Annotated in this window: 16 protein-coding genes; 14 read left to right on the plus strand and 2 right to left on the minus strand. The window is 68.9% G+C overall.

Annotation, left to right across the window (positions count from 1 at the left end; genetic code table 11):
* Positions 1-104: 104 nt before the first annotated feature.
* Complete coding sequence (locus G537_RS0109715) at positions 105-1,244, minus strand: ROK family transcriptional regulator (protein WP_211230342.1); 1,140 nt, start codon at positions 1,242-1,244, stop codon at positions 105-107.
* 371 nt (positions 1,245-1,615) lie between these two features.
* On the opposite strand from G537_RS0109715, the gene G537_RS0109720 reads away from it, so the two are divergent.
* The 8 genes from G537_RS0109720 (at position 1,616) to G537_RS0109760 (ending at position 12,010) form a co-directional block, all read left to right on the plus strand.
* Positions 1,616-2,929, plus strand: coding sequence for an ABC transporter substrate-binding protein (locus tag G537_RS0109720; RefSeq protein WP_026869954.1), 1,314 nt, complete (start codon positions 1,616-1,618; stop codon positions 2,927-2,929).
* Between the two features lie 100 nt (positions 2,930-3,029).
* Positions 3,030-4,904: an ABC transporter permease gene (locus G537_RS0109725; RefSeq protein WP_026869955.1), complete on the plus strand. Its 1,875-nt coding sequence runs from the start codon at positions 3,030-3,032 to the stop codon at positions 4,902-4,904.
* 16 nt (positions 4,905-4,920) lie between these two features.
* Positions 4,921-5,937 (plus strand): ABC transporter ATP-binding protein, encoded by a 1,017-nt coding sequence (locus G537_RS0109730; protein WP_026869956.1) that lies wholly within the window; start codon positions 4,921-4,923, stop codon positions 5,935-5,937.
* Between the two features lie 27 nt (positions 5,938-5,964).
* Positions 5,965-7,113, plus strand: a complete 1,149-nt coding sequence (locus G537_RS0109735) for an amidohydrolase/deacetylase family metallohydrolase (RefSeq protein WP_026869957.1) — start codon at positions 5,965-5,967, stop codon at positions 7,111-7,113.
* Positions 7,110-8,567, plus strand: a complete 1,458-nt coding sequence (locus G537_RS0109740) for an aldehyde dehydrogenase family protein (RefSeq protein WP_034851202.1) — start codon at positions 7,110-7,112, stop codon at positions 8,565-8,567. Before G537_RS0109735 ends, G537_RS0109740 begins: the two co-directional genes overlap by 4 nt.
* Before the next feature lie 8 nt (positions 8,568-8,575).
* On the plus strand, positions 8,576-9,097 hold the full coding sequence (locus G537_RS0109745) for a hypothetical protein (RefSeq protein WP_155888563.1): 522 nt from the start codon (positions 8,576-8,578) through the stop codon (positions 9,095-9,097).
* Positions 9,094-10,716: a GMC family oxidoreductase gene (locus tag G537_RS0109750; RefSeq protein WP_026869960.1), complete on the plus strand. Its 1,623-nt coding sequence runs from the start codon at positions 9,094-9,096 to the stop codon at positions 10,714-10,716. The genes G537_RS0109745 and G537_RS0109750 overlap by 4 nt, the downstream gene beginning before the upstream one ends.
* Before the next feature lie 184 nt (positions 10,717-10,900).
* The gene (locus G537_RS0109760) at positions 10,901-12,010 is read left to right on the plus strand and encodes a DSD1 family PLP-dependent enzyme (protein ID WP_026869961.1); all 1,110 of its coding nucleotides are present in this window, start codon (positions 10,901-10,903) and stop codon (positions 12,008-12,010) included.
* Between the two features lie 39 nt (positions 12,011-12,049).
* Here G537_RS0109760 and G537_RS0109765 read toward each other — a convergent pair whose 3' ends face one another.
* Positions 12,050-13,063 (minus strand): LacI family DNA-binding transcriptional regulator, encoded by a 1,014-nt coding sequence (locus tag G537_RS0109765; RefSeq protein WP_034851203.1) that lies wholly within the window; start codon positions 13,061-13,063, stop codon positions 12,050-12,052.
* A gap of 240 nt (positions 13,064-13,303) precedes the next feature.
* Here G537_RS0109765 and G537_RS0109770 point away from each other — a divergent pair, with 240 nt between their 5' ends.
* From G537_RS0109770 to G537_RS0109795, 6 genes are all read left to right on the plus strand, one after another.
* Positions 13,304-15,232, plus strand: coding sequence for an ABC transporter substrate-binding protein (locus tag G537_RS0109770; protein ID WP_026869963.1), 1,929 nt, complete (start codon positions 13,304-13,306; stop codon positions 15,230-15,232).
* Between the two features lie 79 nt (positions 15,233-15,311).
* A complete protein-coding gene (locus G537_RS0109775) occupies positions 15,312-17,420 on the plus strand; it encodes an alpha-amylase family protein (protein ID WP_026869964.1) in 2,109 nt (702 codons plus the stop codon).
* A 23-nt stretch (positions 17,421-17,443) separates the two neighbouring features.
* Positions 17,444-18,430 carry an ABC transporter permease gene (locus G537_RS0109780; protein ID WP_026869965.1) on the plus strand — a complete coding sequence of 329 codons (987 nt, stop codon included), beginning with the start codon at positions 17,444-17,446 and terminating at the stop codon, positions 18,428-18,430.
* A complete protein-coding gene (locus tag G537_RS0109785; protein WP_034851205.1) occupies positions 18,430-19,605 on the plus strand; it encodes an ABC transporter permease in 1,176 nt (391 codons plus the stop codon). The genes G537_RS0109780 and G537_RS0109785 overlap by 1 nt, the downstream gene beginning before the upstream one ends.
* Positions 19,606-19,625: 20 nt before the next feature.
* Positions 19,626-21,338, plus strand: a complete 1,713-nt coding sequence (locus tag G537_RS0109790) for an ABC transporter ATP-binding protein (RefSeq protein WP_034851207.1) — start codon at positions 19,626-19,628, stop codon at positions 21,336-21,338.
* Between the two features lie 45 nt (positions 21,339-21,383).
* Positions 21,384-22,259, plus strand: coding sequence for a 2-hydroxy-3-oxopropionate reductase (locus G537_RS0109795; RefSeq protein ID WP_026869968.1), 876 nt, complete (start codon positions 21,384-21,386; stop codon positions 22,257-22,259).
* The last annotated feature ends 35 nt before the right edge of the window (positions 22,260-22,294 follow it).

The raw sequence follows: 22,294 nt of genomic DNA on the forward strand, positions 1-22,294 counted from the left end.
GCGATCACGGCATGCTGGTGAACGTCTCATTATGGCGCCCCCCGGTCCGAGTGATGCATGGACCAGCAGGTCCTCCCCGGAAGCGCACGGGCCGGCCACAAGCGCTACAGCTGGAACTGCAGCCGGCGCGACAGGACGATCCCAGCGGCCCCCCGCAGCGTGGCGAACCCTCTCTGGTCGGTCAGCAGGACGCGGGGATCGCTGCCGGGACGGGGCGGCACCAGCAGGCCGACATGCGCCTCGATCGCGGCCCGCAGCCGCTCCCCGGCCTCGACCACCTCGCCATGCAGCACGAAGTGGTTGGGCGCCAGCGTCTGCTGCAGGTTGGCGATGCCGACCGCGATGTTGCGGGCATAGAGGTCCAGCAGGCGCTCCGCCGCTTCGGACCCCGCATCGGCCTGCCCGGCCAGCAGGGCGGGGGTCATCTCCTCGGCCCCGGGCAGGCCGGCGGCCCGCGCCTGGCGCCGCAGCCAGCCGATGGTCGCGACCGTCTCCCAGCAGCCGCGGCGGCCGCAGGCGCAGATCTCGCCGTCGATCTGGACGAAGGTGTGGCCCAGCTCGCCGCCGGCGCCGGCCGGCCCGCTCTGCAGGTGTCCATCCAACTGAAGCGCGCCGCCGATCACGTCGGACAGGAACAGCACCGCGAAGGTCCGCAGGCTGCGGCCGATGCCGAACCAGCGGTCGGCCAGCAGCAGCGCCCGCGGATGATGGTCGAGATAGACCGGCAGGCCGGTCCGCTCCTCCAGCATCGCGCCCAGGCTCAGGCCGGACAGGACCGGCGCCAGGTTGACCTTGACGATGACGCCGCGGTCGCGGTCGATCATGCCGGCCGCGGCAACCCCGATGCCGAGCGGCGGCTGCCTGGCGGCCGAGAGCGTGCGCGACAGGCTTCCGGCGACGGCCGCGACCGCGTGGCCGGGGTCGCCGTCGTCGGTGGGGAATTCCGCGCGCTCGACCGCCGTGATCTCGCCGGTCCAGGACACCAGCGCGGTACGGACCGAGCCGTGGCTCAGCGCCACCGCCCCGATCTGCGGCGCGTCGCGCGAGAACTGCAGCGGCCGGGCCGGCTTGCCGCCGGCGCCGCCGGGCGAGGCGGGCTCGCCCTCCACCAGGATGCCGTCGTCGATCAGCGGCTGGACGATGCCGGTGATGGTGGCGCGGTTGACGCCGATGTGGCGGGCCAGGTCGGCGCGGCTGGTCGGCCCGAGATCGAACAGCGACTGCAGCAGGCGCCTGCGGTTCACGTCGCCCATCTTGGCCGGGGACAACAGGGAAGGGGGCCGCGGCTTTGCCGCCCCGGCCGGCGTTCCGCGTGATGGCGGGGTGTCCTCGCCGGCGGCGCCGTCCATCACCCGGCCTGACATCTTTCCAGTCGACATCACCTACTCTTCCCACGAGCCGGGCAGGGCCCGGCCTTGCGACAGTCTACCGGCGGTGGCGCGTGGTGCGGAACGATCCTCCTCGCGCCGCCTCCGGATGCACGCTCTGTGGCACGCCTTCCGCGTTGACGGCAAGTTTGTTTGGAAATATAACAAACATACCAATGGAGCGAGCCCGTCCCGGCCACCATCCATGCCGGTTGGAAGCAAGCCCGAAAAAATCACAGGAGAGGCGAATGGATAAGGATCTGCTGGGTCGTTATCTGGTGTCCCGCCGTCGTCTGCTGCAGGGCGCCGCCCTGGGGTCGGGCGCCGCCTTCGCGGGGCTGGGCGGCCGATGGGCCCGCGCCGCGCCGGCCACGCCGCTCAGCTTCATCGGCTGGCAGTTCCAGCCGCAGATCGTCGAGGCGAACGTCAACACCTTCAAGTCGCTGTACGACGAGAACGTCAACTACGAGCTGGTGACCGGCGACTACCACCCGGTGGTCGAGACCAAGCTGACCGGCGGCCAGCGCATCGACATGCTGTATGCCGAGGAGGATCACATCGCCCGCTGGTGCGCGGCGGAGTGGACACGGGACCTCGAAGGGCTGGACGGCGTGGACGAGATGAAGGCCGGCATGTTCCCGGTCAGCGTCAAGTCGATGTCGCTGCCCGACGGCAAGCTGGCGGGGCTGCCCTACTACGCCGGGCACAACGCCTTCATCTACAACGAGGAGCATCTGCAGAAGGCCGGCCTCGCGGTGCCCGACAGCTGGGATTCGCTGCTGGACGCCTGCCGCAAGCTGAAGAAGGACGGCATCTCGGACGCGCCCTACAACAGCGCCTGGGGCCAGAAATGGCCGGAGCTGTCCTGGAGCATCTTCGCCTGCTGGTACGCGGAAGGCGCGCCCGTCTTCAACGAGGCCGGCGACTTCGTCGACGACGCCGCGCTGCGCAAGGTGCTGGAGACGCACCAGGCGCTGTACAAGGAGCAGCTGGTGGCGGCCGACATCATGACGCTGCCGAATGAAGGCGTGCCCAGCTACGCCACCGGCCGCCACACCTTCATGGTGCTGCACGATTACGACCAGAAGGTCGCCAACGATCCCAAGCTCTCCAAGGCCGCCGGCAAGGTCAGGAACGCCCTGATGCCGGGCAAGACCAAGTCGACTTTCGCCTGGACCGCCGTCTACATGATGGGGGCGCAGCCGACCGACGTCGACCGCACCTGGAACCTGCTGCGCTTCTTCGGCGGCAAGTCCAAGGACGGCCAGTACCATGTGATCAAGCGCTGGGCGCTCGAATTCGGTCTCGGCTCCGCCTACAAGGAGGTGATGACGGATCCCGAAGTCGTCGCCAGCTTCGGCAAGTGGCGCGACCTCGACGTCACCAACAAGCAGCTCGAGATCGCCACCTCCCGCGACATCGCCAAGCAGATCTGGTTCCCGGAATGGGACCTGTTCATGATGCAGCGGGTGCAGGAATACATCCGCGGCAGCATGTCGACCGACCAGATCGTCGACGAGCTCGGCCAGAAGGTGGCCGAGCTGAAGCAGCAGTACCAGTAGCCAGCAGGAACGGCGATCGCGGCCGTGCCGCGATCGTCCTTCGCGAGCCATTCGTCGGAGGGGCGGCCCGGTGTCGATCACCATCCCGCGAGCACCCGCCATGGACCGTCCGCGCCGCCGCGTCGGCCGGATCCCGGGCTTCGCCTATGGCGCGGTGGCGCCGACGCTGGCGATCGTGATCGCCGTCGTCGCCCTGCCGCTGGCCTACAGCCTCTATCTTAGCCTCCATCGCACCAACCCGATCACCAAGCGCTGGATCTTCGTCGGGCTCGACAACTATGCCGGCATGCTCGGCAACGCCGAGTTCTGGGCGGCGCTGGGCCGGACCGCCTATTTCGCCGCCTTCTCGGTGATCGGCACCACGCTGATCGGCATGGGCATGGCCCTCGTCCTGAACGAGCGCTTCGCCGGGCGCGGCTTCCTGCGCAGCGTCATGCTGGTGCCCTGGGCCATGGCGCCGGTCTCGGTCGGCGTGCTCTGGTCCTTCGTCTACGCCGGCGACTACGGCACGCTGAACGGGCTGCTGACCGATCTCGGCCTCGGCTTCCTGGTCACGCCCTGGCTGGGCGACGGGTTCCGCGCGCTCAACCTCGTCGCCCTGACCCAGGTCTGGAACCAGGCGCCGCTGACGGCCCTCTTGCTGCTGGCCGGGCTGCAGTCGATGCCGCGGAACCTGCACAAGGCGGCGATGCTGGACGGCGCCGGGCCGGTCGCCCGCTTCTTCGCCATCACGCTGCCCTGGCTGAAGCCCAACCTGCTGTTCATCGCCATCATCGCGACGATCAACTCGCTGATGGCCTTCGACATCCTGTGGATCATGACCCGGGGCGGGCCGGGGGCGGCCACCACGGTCTTCGCCTGGCTCGGCTACCTCACTTCCTTCCAATTCCTGAAGTTCGGGGAAGGGGCGGCGATCCTCTACGACCTGACCATCCTCAGCTTCGTGCTGGCGATCCTCTACTTCCTGGTGCTCGGGCCGCGGCAGCGCCGCCGGGCGGCGGCCGCAGCCGACGCTGGCTCCGATGATGGGCGGGCCGTCGGCGGGCGGCGTCACGCCATGGTGACGCTGCCGCCCCACCGGCCGCGGGCGCGGCTGCCCCGGCCGGTCGAGGCCGCCCTCGCCCGCTTCGGCTTCGCTCTCGCCGCGCTGCTGATCTTCCTGTGGTCGGCCCTGCCGGTCATCGCCCTGGTGCTGATGAGCCTGACCCCGGCCTCGGACCTGATCCGCATGCCGCCAACGGTCGTCCCCAGCGGCTTCACCCTGCACAACTTCACCGCGGTGCTGGCGCCGGAGCTGGCGAGCGGCAACGAGACCAGCGTCCAGGCCAAGCGGGTGCCGCTGTCGCTGCTGAACAGCTTCGTCGTCGGCGTCGTCGTGGTGGCGATCAGCGTCGCCCTGGGCACTCTGGCCGGCTACGCCTTCGCCCGGCACGGCAAGGCGCGCTTCTTCAAGATCAGCCTGTGGGGCCTGCTGCTGACCCGGATGACGCCGGCGCTGACGCTGGTGCTGCCCTTCTTCGTCATCTTCCGCACCCTGGGACTGATCGACACCCGCATCGGGCTGGTCATCGCCTACAGCAGCATCCTGCTGCCGCTCAGCGCCTGGATGATGAAGAGCTATTTCGAGGGCATCCCGGCCAGCCTCGACCGGGCGGCGCTGATCGACGGCTGCTCGCGGCTGAAGATGCTGTGGAAGATCCTGCTGCCGGTGGCCCGGCCGGGCATCATCGCCGCCGCGATCTTCTGCTTCCTGGTCAGCTGGAACGAGTTCCTGTTCGCGCTGATCCTGACCTCTACGCCGAATTCCCAGACCATCCCGGTGGTGCTGTCGGGCTTCCTCAGCCAGGCGCGCTTTTACGAATACGGGCCGATGTTCGCTGCCAGCGTGCTGTCGATCGCCCCGCCGGTGCTCGTCGCCTTCCTGTTCCAACGCTACCTCGTCCAGGGCGCGCTCTCCGGCGCCGTCAAGGGCTGAGAAGCGGGAGGCCCCCATGACCTCGATCAACATCCGCGCCGTGTCCAAGAGCTATGCCCAGCACCGGGTGCTGAAAGGGCTCGACCTCGACATCGCCGACGGCGAGTTCATCTCCTTCCTCGGCCCCTCCGGCTGCGGCAAGAGCACGCTGCTCTACTGCATCGCCGGGCTGGAGGAGATCACCACCGGCAGCATCCTGTTCGATGGGCGCGACATCAGCGGCCTGGCGCCGCGCGACCGCAACATCGCCCTGGTGTTCCAGGACTACGCGCTCTACCCGCACATGGCGGTGCGGGACAACATGGCCTTCCCGCTGCGCCAGCAGAAGGTCGGCGCCGACGCCATCCGGCGCCAGGTCGCCTGGGCGGCGGAGCTGCTGGGGCTGGAGGAGCTGCTGGACCGGTCGCCGGCCGAGCTGTCCGGCGGCCAGCGCCAGCGCGTGGCGGTCGGCCGCGCCATCGTCCGCAACCCCGCGGCGCTCTTGATGGACGAGCCGCTGTCCAACCTCGACGCCAGCCTGCGGGTGCGGATGCGGACCGAGATCAAGCGGCTTCAGCGCGAACTGGCGGTGACCACCATCTTCGTCACCCATGACCAGGAGGAGGCGATGGTCCTGTCGGACCGGATCGCCGTGATGCATGACGGCGTGCTGCAGCAATTCGCCGACCCGATGGCGGTCTATCGCGAGCCCGCCAACCAGTTCGTCGCCGGCTTCATCGGCAGCCCGCAGATGAACTTCCTGCCGGGCTCCGCCGTCTCGGGCGGCCGGGACGACAGCCGGGTGGTCGGCATCCGCCCGCACGATCTGACGCCGTCGGCGGGGCCGGAGGACGGGGCGCTGTCCCTGACCGGCGAGCTGGCGCTGATCGAGCCGGCCGGGCCGGTCCATTTCCTCGACGTGCTGGTCGGCGACCGCATGGTCAAGGCCACCTGCAGCGACCCCGACGGCCTGCGCCCGGGCGCCAGCCTGACCCTGACCGCCCCGGACCGCAGCATCCACCTGTTCGACCGCGCCAGCGGCGCCCGGGTCTAGTTCCACCGCAAGGAAGCGTTGCATCCCATGGCCTTCGATCTCGTGCTCAGGAACGGTCGGGTGATAGACCCGTCGCAGGGCATCGACCGCGTCGCCGACATCGCCTTCGCCGGCGGCAAGGTCGCCGCCATCGGCGCCGGCCTGGATCCCGGCGGCGCGGCCGTCCGCGACGTGTCCGGCCTGATCGTGACGCCGGGGCTGATCGATCTGCACACCCATGTCTATTGGGGCGGCACCTCGCTCGGCATCGACGCCGAGGCGTTCGCCAGGGCCAGCGCCGTTACCACCTGCGTCGACACCGGCAGCGCCGGGCCCGGCAACTTCCCGGGCTTCCGCAGGCATGTGATCGAGCCGAGCCGGATCCGCATCCTGGTCTATCTGCACGTCTCCTTCGCCGGCATCTTCGGCTTCTCCAGCCGGGTCATGGTCGGCGAAAGCCACGACATCCGGCTGATGGCCGCGCGGGATGCAGTCGAGGTGGCCGACGCCAACCGCGATGTGATCATCGGCATCAAGGTGCGGATCGGCCGGATCGCCAGCGGCCCGTCCGGCATCGCCCCGCTCGACGTCGCCCTGCAGGTGGCGGACGAGACCGGCCTGCCGCTGATGGTCCATATCGACGAGCCGCCGCCCTCCTACGAGGCGGTGGTGGACCGGCTGCGGCCGGGCGATGTGCTGACCCACTGCTTCCGGCCCTTCCCGAACGCGCCGGTCACCGGCGACGGCAAGGTCAAGCCCGAGGTGCTGGCGGCGCGCGAGCGCGGCGTGCTGTTCGACATAGGGCACGGCATGGGGTCGTTCGGCTGGAAGACCGCGCGGGCGATGCTGGCCCAGGGCTTCAAGCCGGACACCATCTCCTCCGACGTCCATGCGCTGTGCATCAACGGGCCGGCCTATGACCAGGTGACGACGCTGTCGAAGTTCCTGGCGCTGGGCATGCCGCTGGACGAGGTGATCGCGGCCTCGACCGTCAACGCCGCCAAGGCGCTGGGCCGGCCGGAGCTCGGGACGCTCCGGCCGGGCAGCGTCGGCGACGTCAGCATCCTGTCGCTGAAGGACGGCGCCTTCCCGCTGGAGGATGTGCGCGGCGAGGTCGTCACCGCCGGCCGGCGGCTCTTCGCCGAAGGCGTCGTGGTCAACGGGCGCTGGTGGCACCCGGTGGAAGGAACGGAATGATGCAGCGCGACGACATCGAGACCTTCGCCAACCACATCGGCGGGCGCTGGGAGGCGGAGCCGGAATGGATGCCGGCAGTGAACCCGGCGACCGGCGAGACGATCGGCCGGCTGCCGCGCAGCAGCCGCGAGACGGCGCGGCGCGCCATCGCCGCCGCGCGGCAGGCGCAGCACGGCTGGGCCGCGACGCCGGTGTGGGAGCGGGCGCGCGCCTGCCTCGCCATCGCCGCGCAGATCGACGGCGCGCGCGACCGCATCGCCCGCACCCTGAGCCTCGAGCAGGGCAAGCCGTTCAAAGAGGCGCAGGGCGAGGTCGGCAAGGCGGCGGACGGCTTCCGGCTGGCGGCCGAGCTGGTCAAGCAGCTGCGTGGCGAGACCCTGCCGGCGGAGGACCCGAGCAAGCTGGTGCTGACCCTGCGCCAGCCGCGCGGCGTCTATGCGGTGATCACGCCCTGGAACTTCCCGGTGAACATCCCGGTCGAATACCTCGCGCCGGGCATCGCCACCGGCAACGCCATCGTCTGGGTGCCGGCGCCGAGCACGTCGATGGCGGCGGTCGAGCTGATGCATACGATCGAGGAGGCGGGGCTGCCGCCGGGCGTGGTCAATCTGGTGATCGGGGAGGGGGCGGTGGTCGGCGACGAGATCGTCGCCCATCCGGACACCAACGGCATCGGCTTCACCGGCAGCCCGGCCACCGGGCAGCGCATCGCCGAGCGCGGCGCCGGCAAGCCGATGCTGCTGGAGCTCGGCGGCAACGGGCCGGTGCTGGTGTTCGAGGACGCCGATCTCGACCGCGCCGCCGCGGCCGCCGCCGGCGGCGCCTTCTTCAACGCCGGCCAGGTCTGCGCCGCCACCGGCCGGGTCCTGGCCCATCGCAGCATCGTCGAGCCGCTGGCGCAGCGGCTGGTCGAACATGCGCGGGCGCAGAAGCTCGGCGATCCGCTGCAGCAGGGCACGACCATGGGGCCGCTGAACAACCCGAAGGTCGCGGCCAAGGTGCGCGAGCATGTCGAGGACGCCGTCGCCCGCGGCGCCACGGTGCTGGCCGGCGGCCGGCCGCGGCCGGATCTGGGCAGCGACCTCTTCTTCGAGCCGACCGTGATCGCCGGCGTCACCCGCGACATGCGCATCAACCGGGAGGAAACGTTCGGCCCGGTGGTGCCGGTCCTGGCCTTCGACGACGACGCGGAGGCGCTGGACCTGGCGCTGGACACCGACCACGGGCTCAGCGTCGGCCTGTTCACCGCGGACATGGACCGGGCGCTGCGCTTCGGCGAGGCGATCCCCGCCGGCATCGTCAACGTCAACGCCGGCAGCACCTGGTGGGAGCTGCACCTGCCCTTCGGCGGCGGCTCCGGCACCCGCAGCGGCATCGGCCGGCTCGGCGGGCGCCACACGCTCGAAGCGATGACCGAACTCAAGATGATCTCGATCACCCGGACCGGGAAATGACATCCAAGATGAGCACACCTTCTGCGGCTGTGGCGGCACGGCTGCTGGCCGACCTCGTCGACCTCCTGCTGCCGGGCGGCGGCGACTGGCCCTCTGGCGCCACCGTCGGCGTCCAGTCGGCGCTGGCCATGCGCCTGGTCGAGGAGCGCGGCGAGGCCGACCTCGACCGGCTGGCGCAGGCCATCCTGAAAGCCGGCGGGCCCTTCGCGGACCATCCGGAGGAGCGGCGCATCGCCATCGCACAGGCCTTCGAAGCGGCGGAGCCGGAGCTGTTCGGCTGGGTCCGCGATGCCGCTTACTTCGCTTACTACGAAAGCCCGTACATCGTGGCGGTGATCAACGCCCAGGGCCATCCCTACCGGCTGCGGCCGCATGTGAAGGGCTATCCGCTGCCGCGCTTCGATCCGGCGCGGGACACGCCGCGGCACGGCCGGGGCCGCTATCTGCCGACCGCGGCCGTGCGCCGGGTCGACATCTCCCGCCTCGAACTCGACAGCGACCGCACGCAAGCCTGGGGCCTGAAGCGATGACCAAGCCGTCCTGCGACATCCTGATCATCGGCGCCGGCGCCACCGGATCGCTGGCCGCCGTGGTGCTGGCCGAGGCCGGGCTGAAGGTCGTCTGCCTCGAGCAGGGCTCCTGGGTCGAGGCCGGCGACCACCCGCATTACAGCTCCGACTGGTCCTGGCAGCGCCGCACCCGGTGGAACGCCGACGTCAACCGCCGCCGCCATCCGGACGACTACCCGGTCGTCTCCGACAGCTCGCAGGTGCTGATGTGGAACGGCGTCGGCGGCTCGACCAATGTCTATGGCGCGATCTGGCCGCGCTACCGGCCCTCGGATTTCCGCAAGGGCGACGAGCACGGGCTGCAGCCGAACTGGCCGATCGCTTATGAGGACCTGGCGCCGTTCTACGAGGCGGCGGACCGCATGATCGGCGTCAGCGGCCTGGCCGGCGATCCGGCGATGCCGCCGCGCGAGGCCTGCCCGACCGGGCCGCTGCCCTTCACCAAGGCGGCGCGCCGCCTCTCCCAGGCCTTCGACACCCTCGGCTGGCACTGGTGGCCGGCCGAGGCGGGGGTGATCTCGGAGGATTACGACGGCCGACCCGGCTGCAACGGCTGCGGCATCTGCAACGGCTGCCCGCGCGGGTCGATGAGCAAGTATTCGCTGTCGATCTGGCCCAAGGCACTCGCGGCCGGGACCGAGCTGCGCATCCACGCCCGGGTGCTGCGGATCGAGAAGGGCAGGGACGGGCGGGCCACCGGCGCCCACTACATCGACCGCGAAACCGGCCGCACCGAGTTCCAGCCGGCCGAGATCGTGGTCGTCGCCGCCAACGGCGTCGGCACTCCACGGCTGCTGCTGGCCTCGGACAACCTCGCCAACCAGTCGGACCAGGTCGGCCGCAACCTGCTGCACCACACGCTGGTGGGGGCCGAGATCTGGGTGGACGAGCCGGTCGACGGCCATATGGGCTATGTCGCCTCGCTGATCAGCCGCGAATTCGCTGAGACCGATGTCCGCCGCGGCTTCGTCAACGGCTTCAACTTCAACTGCCTGACCAGCACCTCGGCCGCCGCCGAGGTCGCCGCGGGCTGGATCACCGAGACCCGGGCGCCCTGGGGCCGCGACCACCACCGCTGGTTCGAGCGCCATTTCGGCCACGGCATCGGCATCTACGCGATCGGCGACGACCTGCCGAACCCGGAGAACCGCGTCGCCCTCGACCCGGTCAGGCGGGATGCCGACGGCATCCCGGTCGCGACCATGCATTACCTGCCGGGCGAGAACGACCGGCGGATGATGAACTACATGCTCGACCGGCTGGTCGACATCGGCACCGCCGCCGGTGCCTTCGAGGTGAAGCTGCAGGACTACCGCGACAAGGACGGCGTCTACCGCACCCCGGCCTGGCACATGATCGGCACCTGCCGCATGGGCAGCGACCCGGAGACCTCGGTGGTGAACCAATGGCACCAGAGCTGGGACGTGCCGAACCTGTTCATCGTCGACGGCAGCGTCCTGGCCACCGGCGGCGTGGTCAACCCGACCCCGACGATCTCGGCCCTGGCCTTGCGGGCCGCGACCCATATCCGCGACAATTTCCGCGAGCTCAAGGGCGCGACCCGGCCGATGGCGGCGTGATACCGATTACAAGAGATGGCGGCCGTCTCCCAAACCGTCATGGCGAGGGCCCCGGCCTTGAGCCGGGGGACGTGGCCATCCAGGGGCCAGTGCGAGCGGTCCCTGGATGGCCACGCCCCTGCGGGGCTCGCCATGACGGATTAAGGTTTCGTATCGCTGGCAGGAGCTCAAGGGAGTCCGATCGATGCTGCAGCCGCCGCCGGCCGAGCCGGGCATGCGCGAGGAGGAGGTCGACACCCCGGCCCTGATCCTCGACCTCGACGCCTTCGAGGCCAATCTCGACCGCATGGCCGGTCTGGCCGCGGCGGCCGGGGTCAAGCTGCGGCCGCACGCCAAGACCCACAAATCGCCGGTGATCGCCCATCTGCAGCTGGCGCGCGGCGCCGTCGGCCAATGCACCCAGAAGGTGGCGGAAGCCGAGATCCTGGCCTGGGGCGGCGTGCCGGACATCCTGGTCAGCAACGAAGTGGTGGGCCTGCGCAAGCTGGCCCGCCTTGCGGCGCTGACCCGGATCGCGCGGGTCGCCGTCTGCGCCGACCATCTCGATGCCGTGGCGGCGATCGAGGCCGCGGCGGAGGCCGCCGGCGCGCGGTTGAGCGTGCTGGTGGAGATCGATGTCGGCACCGGCCGCTGCGGCGTGGCGCCGGGGCAGGAGGCGATGGCGCTGGCCCGGCGCATCGCCGCCAGCCGGCATCTCGTCTTCGGCGGGCTGCAGGCCTATCACGGCCGCGCCCAGCACCGCCGGTCGCCGGAGGAGCGCGCCGCCGCCATCGCCGAAGCGGCGGAGGCGGCGGGGCGGACGGTGGAAGATCTGCGCCGGGCCGGCCTCGACTGCCCGGTCGTCGGCGGCGCCGGCACCGGCACCTTCGCGCTGGAGGCGGCGAGCGGCGTCTTCACCGAGCTGCAGGTCGGCTCCTACGCCTTCATGGACGCGGATTACGCCCGCAACGACCCGCCGCCGCCCTTCCTCCAGGCGCTGTTCGTGCTGGCGACGGTGATGAGCGTCCCGCGCGACGGCGCCGCCGTGGTCGATGCCGGCCACAAGGCGCTCCCGACCGACAGCGGCATGCCGCTGGTCTGGGGCCGGGACGGCATCCGCTATGAAGGCCCGTCGGACGAGCATGGCCGGTTGGTGATCGAGCCCGGCGCCGCCAGGCCGAAGCTCGGCGAGCGGCTGCGCCTGGTGCCGGGCCATTGCGACCCGACGGTCGATCGCTTTGACTGGTATGTCGGGATTAGGTCCGGCCGGGTCGAATGCCTGTGGCCGGTCGCGGCCCGTGGCGCCATGGCCTGACCGAGTGGCGGGCTTCGGCCGGGCCGACGTGAAGCGCTCTCACTCGGCCGACACTGCTGGGGCTGCGATCTCCGGCGTTCTGCTCGGGCCACAGGAAGCGCGTTCGATGATACGGCTCGTGATGTGGACGCGCAGGGAAATGTCGGGCGGAATGCGCCCCTGGATCCGATCATCGAGCAGACGCACGCAGGTGGCCCCCATCTGCTGGCCGAAGACCTTGACGGTGGTCAGCTGCGGCGAGATCTGGGTCGCGGCGGAGTAGTCGCCGAAGCCCACGACCGATACGTCTTCCGGAATCCGATAGCCGAGCCGCAGAAGTTCGGACATCACCGTCAGCGCCAGCCCGTCATGGGCACAGAAGAAGGCGGTCGGGCGAAAGCCCTCCGCATGCGCGGCGCGCAGATGCTCGGTGAAGCGCGTCTCCGCATCGAACTTCATCTCGCGGAACTCCACGTCCTCATGCTTCTCCAGGACCTCCCGGACGCCATAGAAGCGCTCGACACGGCCGCGGTAGCCGGGAGTCCCGTGGACATAGGCGATGCGGCGGTGTCCGAGGGCCAGGAGATAGTTGGCGACGGCGGAGCCCGCCTCGTGATCGGTGCCGCCGACATGGTCCGCCTGCTCGAGCGGCTCGAGCCAGCCCTGCCGCACGATCGGCGTGCCGAGCGCATAGGCGCGGGCAAGGCTGTCGCGGCCATGCGGCCCGACGAGAACGGCGCCGGCGCAGGAGCGCACGAAGGCCTCGATCTCATCGGCCTGATGGGTCCAGCGCATGGTGAGGCGGTAGCCCAGCCTTTGCGCTTCGGACTGGGCGCCATTCTGGATCAGCAGGTGAAGCTCGCTGTTGATCAGATCGGTGTCGTGGAAGATCACCCCCAGGGTGAGCGGCTCCGGCTCGGGGTTCGCGCGCGCGTAGCCGAGCTCGGCAGCCACCTCCTGCACGCGGCGGCGCGTCTCCTCGGACACTCCGCTCTTGCCGGACAGGGAGCGCGACACGGCGAATTTCGACAGGCCGGTGCGCTGGGCGATGGTCGCCAATGTGACCTTGGCCATTGTTGATCCTTGTTCTCAGGCCATCCCTTCTAGCATCGGCGCATACCGCAGAAAAAAGTTTTGTTGCGCTGCCCGAAGACGCTTGCGGGAGGCAAACATCATTCACATCCAGATCAAAACACTCGGTTAGATAACTGCAAAATTTCCAGAACATAACGCTTTACCTAACAAATGGGCATATGACAGCCTTCAACATGTCACGGCCGATCATAACAGGCCGGGCGGGGAGGAGACATCGAGATGGTGAAGTTGAGCCGCAGGGCTTTCATCGCCGCCAGTTCCGCCGTCGCCGGATCGCTCGCGCTGCCCCGAATTGTCCGCGCCGCGGATCTCAAGGAGTCGGCCTTTCTGAAGGGGCAGGTCGACGCCGGCGCCTTGCCTCCCGTCGCGCAGCGACTGCCGGCAAACCCGCTGGTCATCACCCCTTTCGAGCGCCCGGGTCGGCAGGGCGGCGACTGGAAGCACGCTCTGGTCGGCGGCGGATCGCTCTCGATGGTGGTGCGGTATCAGGGCTACGAACCGCTCGTCCGCTTCAACCCGGACTGGTCGGGGCTGGTCGAGAACGTGGCCGAGTCCTGGGAGGTCAATGCCGACGCCACCGAATACACCTTCCGCCTGCGCAAGGGCCACAAATGGTCGGACGGGCATCCCTTCACGACCGAGGACGTGCAGTTCTGGTACGACGCCTTCTTCACCGACAAGGACACCAACACCGGCGGCAACACCTGGTGGTACGCCAACGGCAAGCCGGCGCGGATCGAGGTGGTCGACGAAACGACCTTCAAGGTGATCTTTCCGTCGCCCAACGGCTTCTTCGTGCAGAATCTCGCCTGGGCGCAGCAGGACCAGCTGACGCGCGCGCCGAAGCACTATCTCCAGCAATTCCACATCCGATACAACCCGGACGCCGACAAGCTGGCCAAGGAGCGGGGGCTGGAAAGCTGGATCGCGCTGTTCCAGCGCGAGATCGGCTTCGTCGACGACAACACCTTCTTCCAGAACCCGAGCCGGCCGACGCTCAATGCCTGGATGTTCACGATAGCGCCCGGGCAGAACACCGAGCAGGCGCTGGCGGTCCGCAATCCGTATTATTTCAAGGTCGATCCGGAAGGCGCCCAGCTGCCCTATTTCGACCGCATCGTCTACCAGATGGTGGCCGACCCCGAAGTCCTGCTGCTGAAGACGCTGCAGGGCGAGATCGACATGATGGACCAGTACATCGCCACCCCGGCGAACAAGCCGGTCCTGTTCGATGGCCAGGAGAAGGGCGGCTACGGCTTCTATACTCTGAAGGAGACCGCCGCCAATGTGATGGTCTTCCAGCTCAACCTCAACCACACCGATCCGGTCAAGAACAAGCTGTTCAACACCAGGGAATTCCGCCAGGCGCTCTCGATCGCCATCGACCGTCAGGCGCTGATCGACGCGGTGTTCGTGGGGCAGGGTGAGCCGGCGCAGGCTTCGATCCGGCCCGAGGACCCGCTCTATGTCGAAAGGCTGGCCAAGGATTTCACGCAGTACGATCCGGACGCCGCCAATGCGATGCTGGACAAGATCATCCCCGACAAGGACGGCGACGGCTTCCGGCTCGACGAGAGCGGCCGGCGGGTGACGATCATCTTCGAGCTGGACCAGACCCGCACCACCTTCCTCGACATGTTCCAGCTCGCCGTGCCCATGTTCCAGGCGGTGGGCATCGATGCGCAGGTGCGCAGCATGGACCGCTCCCTCTGGGAGACGCGGGTCCGCCGCGGGCGCGACTTCGACGCGACGGCGCATCAGTTCGGGGCCAACAGCGGCATCGCCGCCATGCTCGATGCGCGGTACTTCGTGCCCTTCTCGACCAACTCGCTCTATGCCCCCGGCTGGTCGCTCCACTATCTCGATCCGGGCAATCCGGACGCGATCGAGCCGCCGCCGGAGGTGAAGGCGCAGCAGGATCTCTACCGGAAGCTGCTCGCCACCGCCGATCCCGGGCAGCAGAAGACGCTGATGCGGCAGATCCTGGAGAACGCGGCGGATCTGTTCATGACCTTCGGCGTCAGCCTGCCGCCGGACGGCTACGGGATCGTCAAGACCACCATGGTCAACGTGCCGAAGACCATGCCGAACTCCTTCGGCTGGCCGACCCCCGGTCCGGCGCGGCCGGAGCAGTTCTTCAAGGCCTGATCGGCACACCCTTCGTCGCATCCGGATCCGGCCCATGGCCGGCGCCGGGCCCCCTCGACCGGTAAACAGGACGCGAGACATGCTGGAGACCGTTGCGCCGTCGGCCGGAGGCCTGAGGACAGCTGACTGGTACAGGTCGGCGACGCGCTGGACGCAGCTCACCCTCGCCGAGGACGACCCCATCCGCTTCGATCCCGAGTTCTGGATCGACCTCTTCAAGCGCAGCAAGTCGAACGCGACCTGTCTCAGCGCGGGGGGCTATATCGCCTATTACCCGTCGAAGGTGCCCTTCCACTATGTGAGCCGATATCTCGGCGAGACCGACCCCTTCGGCACGCTGGTCGAGGGCGCCCGTCGCCTCGGCATGCATGTCATGGCACGTGTCGACCCGCACGCCATCCACCAGGATGCGGCCGACGCCCATCCGGAATGGATCGCCGTCGACAAGGACGGCAACAAGCGTCGCCACTGGGCCTATCCGAGCGTCTGGGTGACCTGCGCCTACAGCGACTACAACTTCAGGTTCATGCCGCAGGTGCTGCGGGAGATCACGCGCGACTACGACATCGATGCGATCTTCGCCAATCGCTGGCAGGGGCACGGGGTCTGCTACTGCGATACCTGCCGGAGGAATTTCCGCGACGCGTCCGGCCACGACCTGCCGCTCGACGCCGATCCCGAGAATCCGGCCTGGCTGGCCTGGGCGGCCTGGCGGCGCGCGGTGCTGAGCCGCCTTGTCGTCGAATGGGACGAGGCGATGAAGGCGATCAAGCCGGACACCAGCTTCATCCCCAACATGGGCAGCGTGTCGCTGATGGAGTTCGATCTGAAGCTGATCGAACGGCACTGCCCGTTCCTCGTCGTCGACGATCAGGGCCGGCGCGGCACCGAGCCGATCTGGATGGCGGGCCGGAACGGCAAGCGCATGCGGGCGACCTTCCGCGAGCGGCCGGCGGTCCTCATCACCTCCATCGGGCCCGAGGAGAAGTACCGCTGGAAGGATGCGGTGACGACCGGCCCGGAGATCCGGTCGTGGATGCTCGACGGCGTGGTCCAGGGCATGCTGCCCTGGTTCACGAAGTTCAACGGCGTGGTGCCCGACAGGCGCTGGGTCGAACCGGTCGTCGAGAGCTTCGGCCTGCACGCCGCGCTGGAGCCGGTCCTTGCGGCGACCAGGCCGGCGGCGGAGATCGCCATCATCGATCCGGCCACCACCCTGCGCCACCACGGGCCGGAGACGCACAAGGAGGCGGAGGCCGACGATCTCGGCTTCTATCAGGCGCTGGTCGAGGAGAAGCTGCCCTTCGAGATGCTGTCGGACCAGGCGATGACGCCCGAGCGGCTCGACCGCTTCAAGGTCGTGATCCTCGCCAATGCGACCTGCCTCTCCGACGCGCAATGCGCCGCGCTGGAAGCCTATGTGGCCCGCGGCGGCAGCGTGGTCGCGGCCTATCAGACCTCGGTGCGCGACGAGAACAACCGCCCGCGCGGGACCCTGGCGCTGGGCGGCCTTCTCGGCGCGACGATGACAACGCCGTCCAGGGGGCCGGTCCAGAACAGCTATGTGGCGCTCAACGGCAGCCATCCGATCTCGGAGGGCTATGAGGGGGCGGAGCGCATCATCGGCGGCACGCATCTGATCGCCGTCGAGGCGGCGGCCGACGCCGAGGCTCCGTTCCTGTATGTGCCGGACTTCCCGGACCTGCCGATGGAGGAGGTCTATCCGCGCGAGGCGCCGAAGGGCGCCGCGGTGGTGGCGCGCCGGCACCCGGGCGGGGGCCGCACGGTCTACATCCCCTGGAACATCGGCGGGATCTTCTGGGAGGTGCTGGCCGCCGACCACCAGCGGCTGATCGCGAACGCCGTGCGCTGGGCGCTCGGCAAGCGGCCGGACGTCGAGGTGAGCGGGCGGGCGGTGCTGGATGTCGCCGTGCGCGAAGGCGAGAACGGACTCGCCGTCGCGCTGCAGAACCTCACCAACCCGATGATGATGAAAGGCCCGACCCGGGAGATCCACCCCGTGGAGCGGCAGGAGGTCTCGGTGGCCATCCCCGCGGACCGCTCCTTCGCCGACGCACGGCTGCTCGTCGCCGGGGCGAAGGCGGAGGCGAGGGGGGACGGGGACCGGGTGATCGTGACGGTGCCGGGGATCGACCTGGTCGAGGTGGTCCACATCACCTGGGCCTGAGGGGGAAGGAGGCGCGGGCGGACATGCTGCGCTACGTCATCAAACGCCTGATCTACATGGTCCCGACGCTGTTCGGCATGTCGATCATCGCGTTCCTCATCATCCAGCTTCCGCCGGGCGATTACCTCACCTCGATGATCGCCATGATGACGGACTCCGGCCAGAACGTGGATCCGGCGCAGGTGGCGCGGCTCAGGGAAATCTACGGCTTCGATGACCCCATCTGGGTGCAGTACTGGAAGTGGATGAGCGGCATCCTGTTCCGCGGCGACTTCGGCTATTCCTTCGAATGGAATCGGCCGGTCGCCGACCTCATCTGGGAACGGATGGGCTCGACGCTGGCGATCTCGATCGTCTCGCTGCTCTTCGTCTGGGCGGTCTCGCTGCCGATCGGCATCTATTCCGCCATCCGCCGCCATTCGATCGGTGACTACAGCTTCACCTTTCTCGGATTCCTCGGTCTTGCAGTGCCGAATTTCATCATGGCGCTGACGCTGATGTATCTCTCCTACAAATACTTCGGCCAGAGCGTGGGCGGGCTGTACTCGCCGGAATATGCCGATGCGCCGTGGTCCTGGGCGAAATTCCTCGACCTCCTCTCGCATCTCTGGATTCCGGTCATCGTCATCGGCACGAACGGCACCGCGGCGCTGATCCGCATCCTGCGCGCCAATCTCAGCGACGAGCTCAACAAGCCCTACGTCATCACGGCCAAGGCGAAGGGCCTGCCCGAATACAAGGTGGTGGTGAAGTATCCGGTGCGCATCGCGCTGAATCCCTTCGTCTCCGCCATCGGCTGGGTGCTGCCGGAGCTGATTTCGGGGGTGACCATCACCGCCATCGTGCTCAACCTGCCGACGGCCGGGCCGCTCCTCCTTCGGGCTCTGATCTCGCAGGACATGTATCTGGCCGGCAGCTTCATCCTGCTGATGGGCGTGCTGACGCTGATCGGGATGCTGGTCTCCGACCTCCTCCTCGCGCTGCTCGATCCACGGATCCGGTTCACCTGATGAGCGAGCACATCTTCATCGACGGGCCGGCGGAGACGGGACCCGCCATCACCCTCCTGAAGCCCGGGACCAACGGAAGCGAGATCGCCGCCGCCGGGCAGTGGACGCTGATCTGGCGGCGCTTCGCCCGCAACAAGCTGGCGGTCGCTTCGGGCATCATCATCCTCGCGCTCTATCTCATCGGCGCCTTCGCGGAGTTCCTGGCGCCGGCCCTGCCCAATGCCGCGCGGCCGCAATTCACCAATGCGCCGCCGCAGAAGATCCGGTTCTTCACGACCGAGCCAGACGGCAGCTCGCGCTTCCTGCCCCATGTCACCGGCTATTCCATGCAGGTGGACCAGGCCTCGCTCCGCCGCAGCTATGTGGTGGACGAGGCCAAGGTGGTGCCCATCGGGGTCTTCGTGAAGGGCCCGGCCTACCGGCTGTGGGGCCTGATCCCCATGGACCGGCACCTCGTCGGGCCGCTGCGGCCGGGCGACACCATGTATCTGCTCGGCACCGACAAGCTCGGCCGCGACATGCTGAGCCGGCTGATTCACGGCACCCGCGTCTCCATGTCGATCGGGCTGGTGGGCGTCTGCATCAGCCTGCTGCTCGGCGTCACGCTCGGCAGCCTTTCCGGCTTCTACGGCGGGGCGGTGGACATGGTGATCCAGCGCATCATCGAGGTGATCAGCGCGATGCCGACCATCCCGCTCTGGCTCGGGCTCGCGGCTGCGATCCCGCTCACCTGGTCGCCGCTCCAGGTCTATTTCGTCATCACGCTGATCGTTTCGCTGTTCGGCTGGACCGGGCTGGCGCGCGAGGTACGCGGCCGGTTCTATGCCCTCAGGGGCGAAGACTTCGTCACCGCCGCGCGGCTGGACGGGTCGAGCGAGCGCCGGCTCATCTTCCGGCACATCCTGCCTTCGCTCACCAGCCACATCCTGGCGGTGGTGACGCTCGCCGTCCCGACCATGATCGTGGCGGAGACGGCGCTGTCCTTCCTCGGCATCGGGCTGAAGCCGCCGGTGGTGTCCTGGGGCGTGCTGCTGCAGGAGGCGCAGAACGTCCGCACCATCGCCGGCGCCCCGTGGCTGCTGGCCTGGCCGGCCGGCGCCGTGGTGCTCGCCGTGCTGGCCTTCAACTTCCTCGGCGACGGCATGCGCGACGCCGCCGACCCCTACGATTCATGACCGGGGCCGCGATGGGACTCATGACGGCGGAAAAGCCCGCCACGGCCGCCGCCGATGCCGAGACGGTGCTGCGGGTCGAACAGCTCAGCCTCGACTTCAACCTGCGCACCCATGTCCTGCACGCGGCGCGGGAAGTGAGCTTCGAGCTGAAGCGCGGCAGGACGCTCTGCCTGGTGGGCGAAAGCGGCTCGGGCAAGAGCGTGACGGCGCGGGCGCTGCTGCGCATCATCGACCGCAACGGGCGGATCGCCGGCGGGCGCATCCTGCTGCGGGGCCATGGCGGCGAGATCGACATCGCCGGGCTCGGCGAACGCAGCCCGGAACTCCTGAAGATCCGGGGCGGGCGGATCGGCCTCATCTTCCAGGAGCCGATGAGCTCGCTTTCGCCCGTGCACACGATCGGCTCCCAGATCGTGGAGGCGCTGCGGCTCCACCGCAGGCTCGGCAAGCGGGCCGCGCGCGACGCGGCCATCGACCTGCTGCGGCAGGTCGAGATCCCCCATCCCGACAGGATGGTCGATCGCTACACCTTCGAGTTCTCGGGCGGCATGCGGCAGCGGGCGATGATCGCCATGGCGCTCGCCTGCGACCCCGACGTCCTGATCGCCGACGAGCCGACGACGGCGCTCGACGTGACCACCCAGGCGGAGATCCTCGACCTGATCAAGCGGCTGCAGGACAGCCGCGGCATGGCGATGCTGCTGATCACGCACGACATGGGCCTGGTCGCCGAGATCGCCGACGAGGTGGCGGTGATGCATTACGGCCGCATCGTCGAGCGGGGCAGCGCCGACGCGATCTTCCACGACGCCAGGCACCCCTACACCCGTGCCCTGCTGCATTCGACGATGAAGCTGGAGGAGAGCCGGCGGGCGGTCACGAGGCCGGCGGGCGTCGCGCCGGGCGAGACGGCGCCGGTGCTGTCGCTGCGCAACGTGTCGAAGGTCTATGGCCGCGGCGACTATGCCGTCACCGCCGTCGACGATGTCAGCCTCGATCTCTTCCCGGGGGAGAATCTCGGCATCGTCGGCGAGAGCGGCTCCGGCAAGACCACGCTCGGACGGCTGATCCTGCGGACGATCGAGCCCAGCGCCGGCCGCATCGCCTATGTCGACGGCAAGGGTCAGCCGGTGGAGGTGACGGCGCTCGGCAAGCCGGGGCTCAAGGCCTTCCATCGCGACGTGCGGCTCGTGTTCCAGGACCCGTTCGCGTCGCTGAACCCGCGGATGACGGTCAAGCAGATCATCGGCGATCCTCTCCATGTCAGCAGGACGGCGCGCGGGGCGGCCCTGACGAAGCGGGTCGCCGAGCTCATGGAGCTGGTCGGCCTCGATCCGCTCGCCATGGAGCGCTATCCGCATGCCTTCTCCGGCGGGCAGAGGCAGCGCATCGGTATCGCCCGCGCCCTCGCGCTCGACCCGCGCATCGTCATCGCCGATGAGGCGACCGCCGCGCTCGATGTCTCGATCCGCTCGCAGATCCTCGACCTGCTGCTCGAGCTGCAGAGGCGGTTGAAGCTGAGCTTCGTCTTCATCTCGCACGACATCTCCGTCGTCCGCTACTTCTGCGATCGGGTCGCGGTCATGCATCGCGGGCGTCTCGTCGAGATGGGCCCGGCGGAGGAGATCTGCACCGCCCCGCGCGAGCCCTACACCAGGAGCCTGATCTCGGCGGTGCCGAGCCCCGATCCGCGCCGGAAGCGGATGATGCATCGCACCCGCTTCGTCGCCTGAGGACGCCATGCCAAAGAGGGTCAGACAAGACTGGGGAGAAAGCCGATGAGGATCGGATTCATCGGGCTGGGCGTGATGGGGCGGCCGATGGCCGGCCATCTGATCGACGCCGGCCACCTGTTGTTCCTCCACCGGGTCAAGGAGCCGTCGCGCCATCTTGTCGAGAGGGGCGGCACGGCCGCCGAAAGCCCGCGGGCCGTCGCCGAAGAGTCGGACGTGATCATCCTGATGGTCCCCGATACACCCGATGTCGAGCAGGTGCTGTTCGGGGCCGAGGGCGTCGCCTCCGGCCTGAGCGCCGGCAAGCTCGTGATCGACATGAGCTCGATCTCGCCGGTGGCGACGAAGGACTTCGCGGCCAGGATCGAGGCGCTCGGCTGTGACTATCTCGACGCCCCGGTCTCGGGCGGCGAGGTGGGCGCCAGGAACGCCTCGCTCACCATCATGGCCGGCGGAAAGGCGGAGGTCTTCGAACGCGCGAAGCCGATCTTCGAGACGATGGGCAAGACCATTACCCTCGTCGGCGGCAGCGGCGACGGGCAGACGGCCAAGGTCGCGAACCAGATCATCGTCGGGCTCACCATCGAGGCGGTAGCGGAGGGGCTGCTGTTCGCAAAAAGGGCGGGCGCGGATGTCGCCAAGGTGCGCGAGGCGCTGATGGGCGGCCTCGCCACTTCCCGCATCCTCGAACTGCACGGCGAGCGCATGATCAAGCGCAGCTTCGATCCGGGCTTCCGCATCCGGCTGCACCGGAAGGACCTGACCCTCGCGATCGACGCGGCCAAGGCGCTCGATCTGATGCTGCCCAACACCGCGGCGACGCAGCAGCTCATGAACGCCGCGATCGCCATGGGCGCGGGCGACAAGGATCATTCGGGCCTCATCCTGACCCTCGAGGCGCTGGCCGGCGAGACGGGCTAGCTCGAGGAGTCCACCACGCCGGCGATCAGGCGGTG

This window comes from Inquilinus limosus DSM 16000 (assembly GCF_000423185.1).
Classification (GTDB): domain Bacteria; phylum Pseudomonadota; class Alphaproteobacteria; order DSM-16000; family Inquilinaceae; genus Inquilinus; species Inquilinus limosus.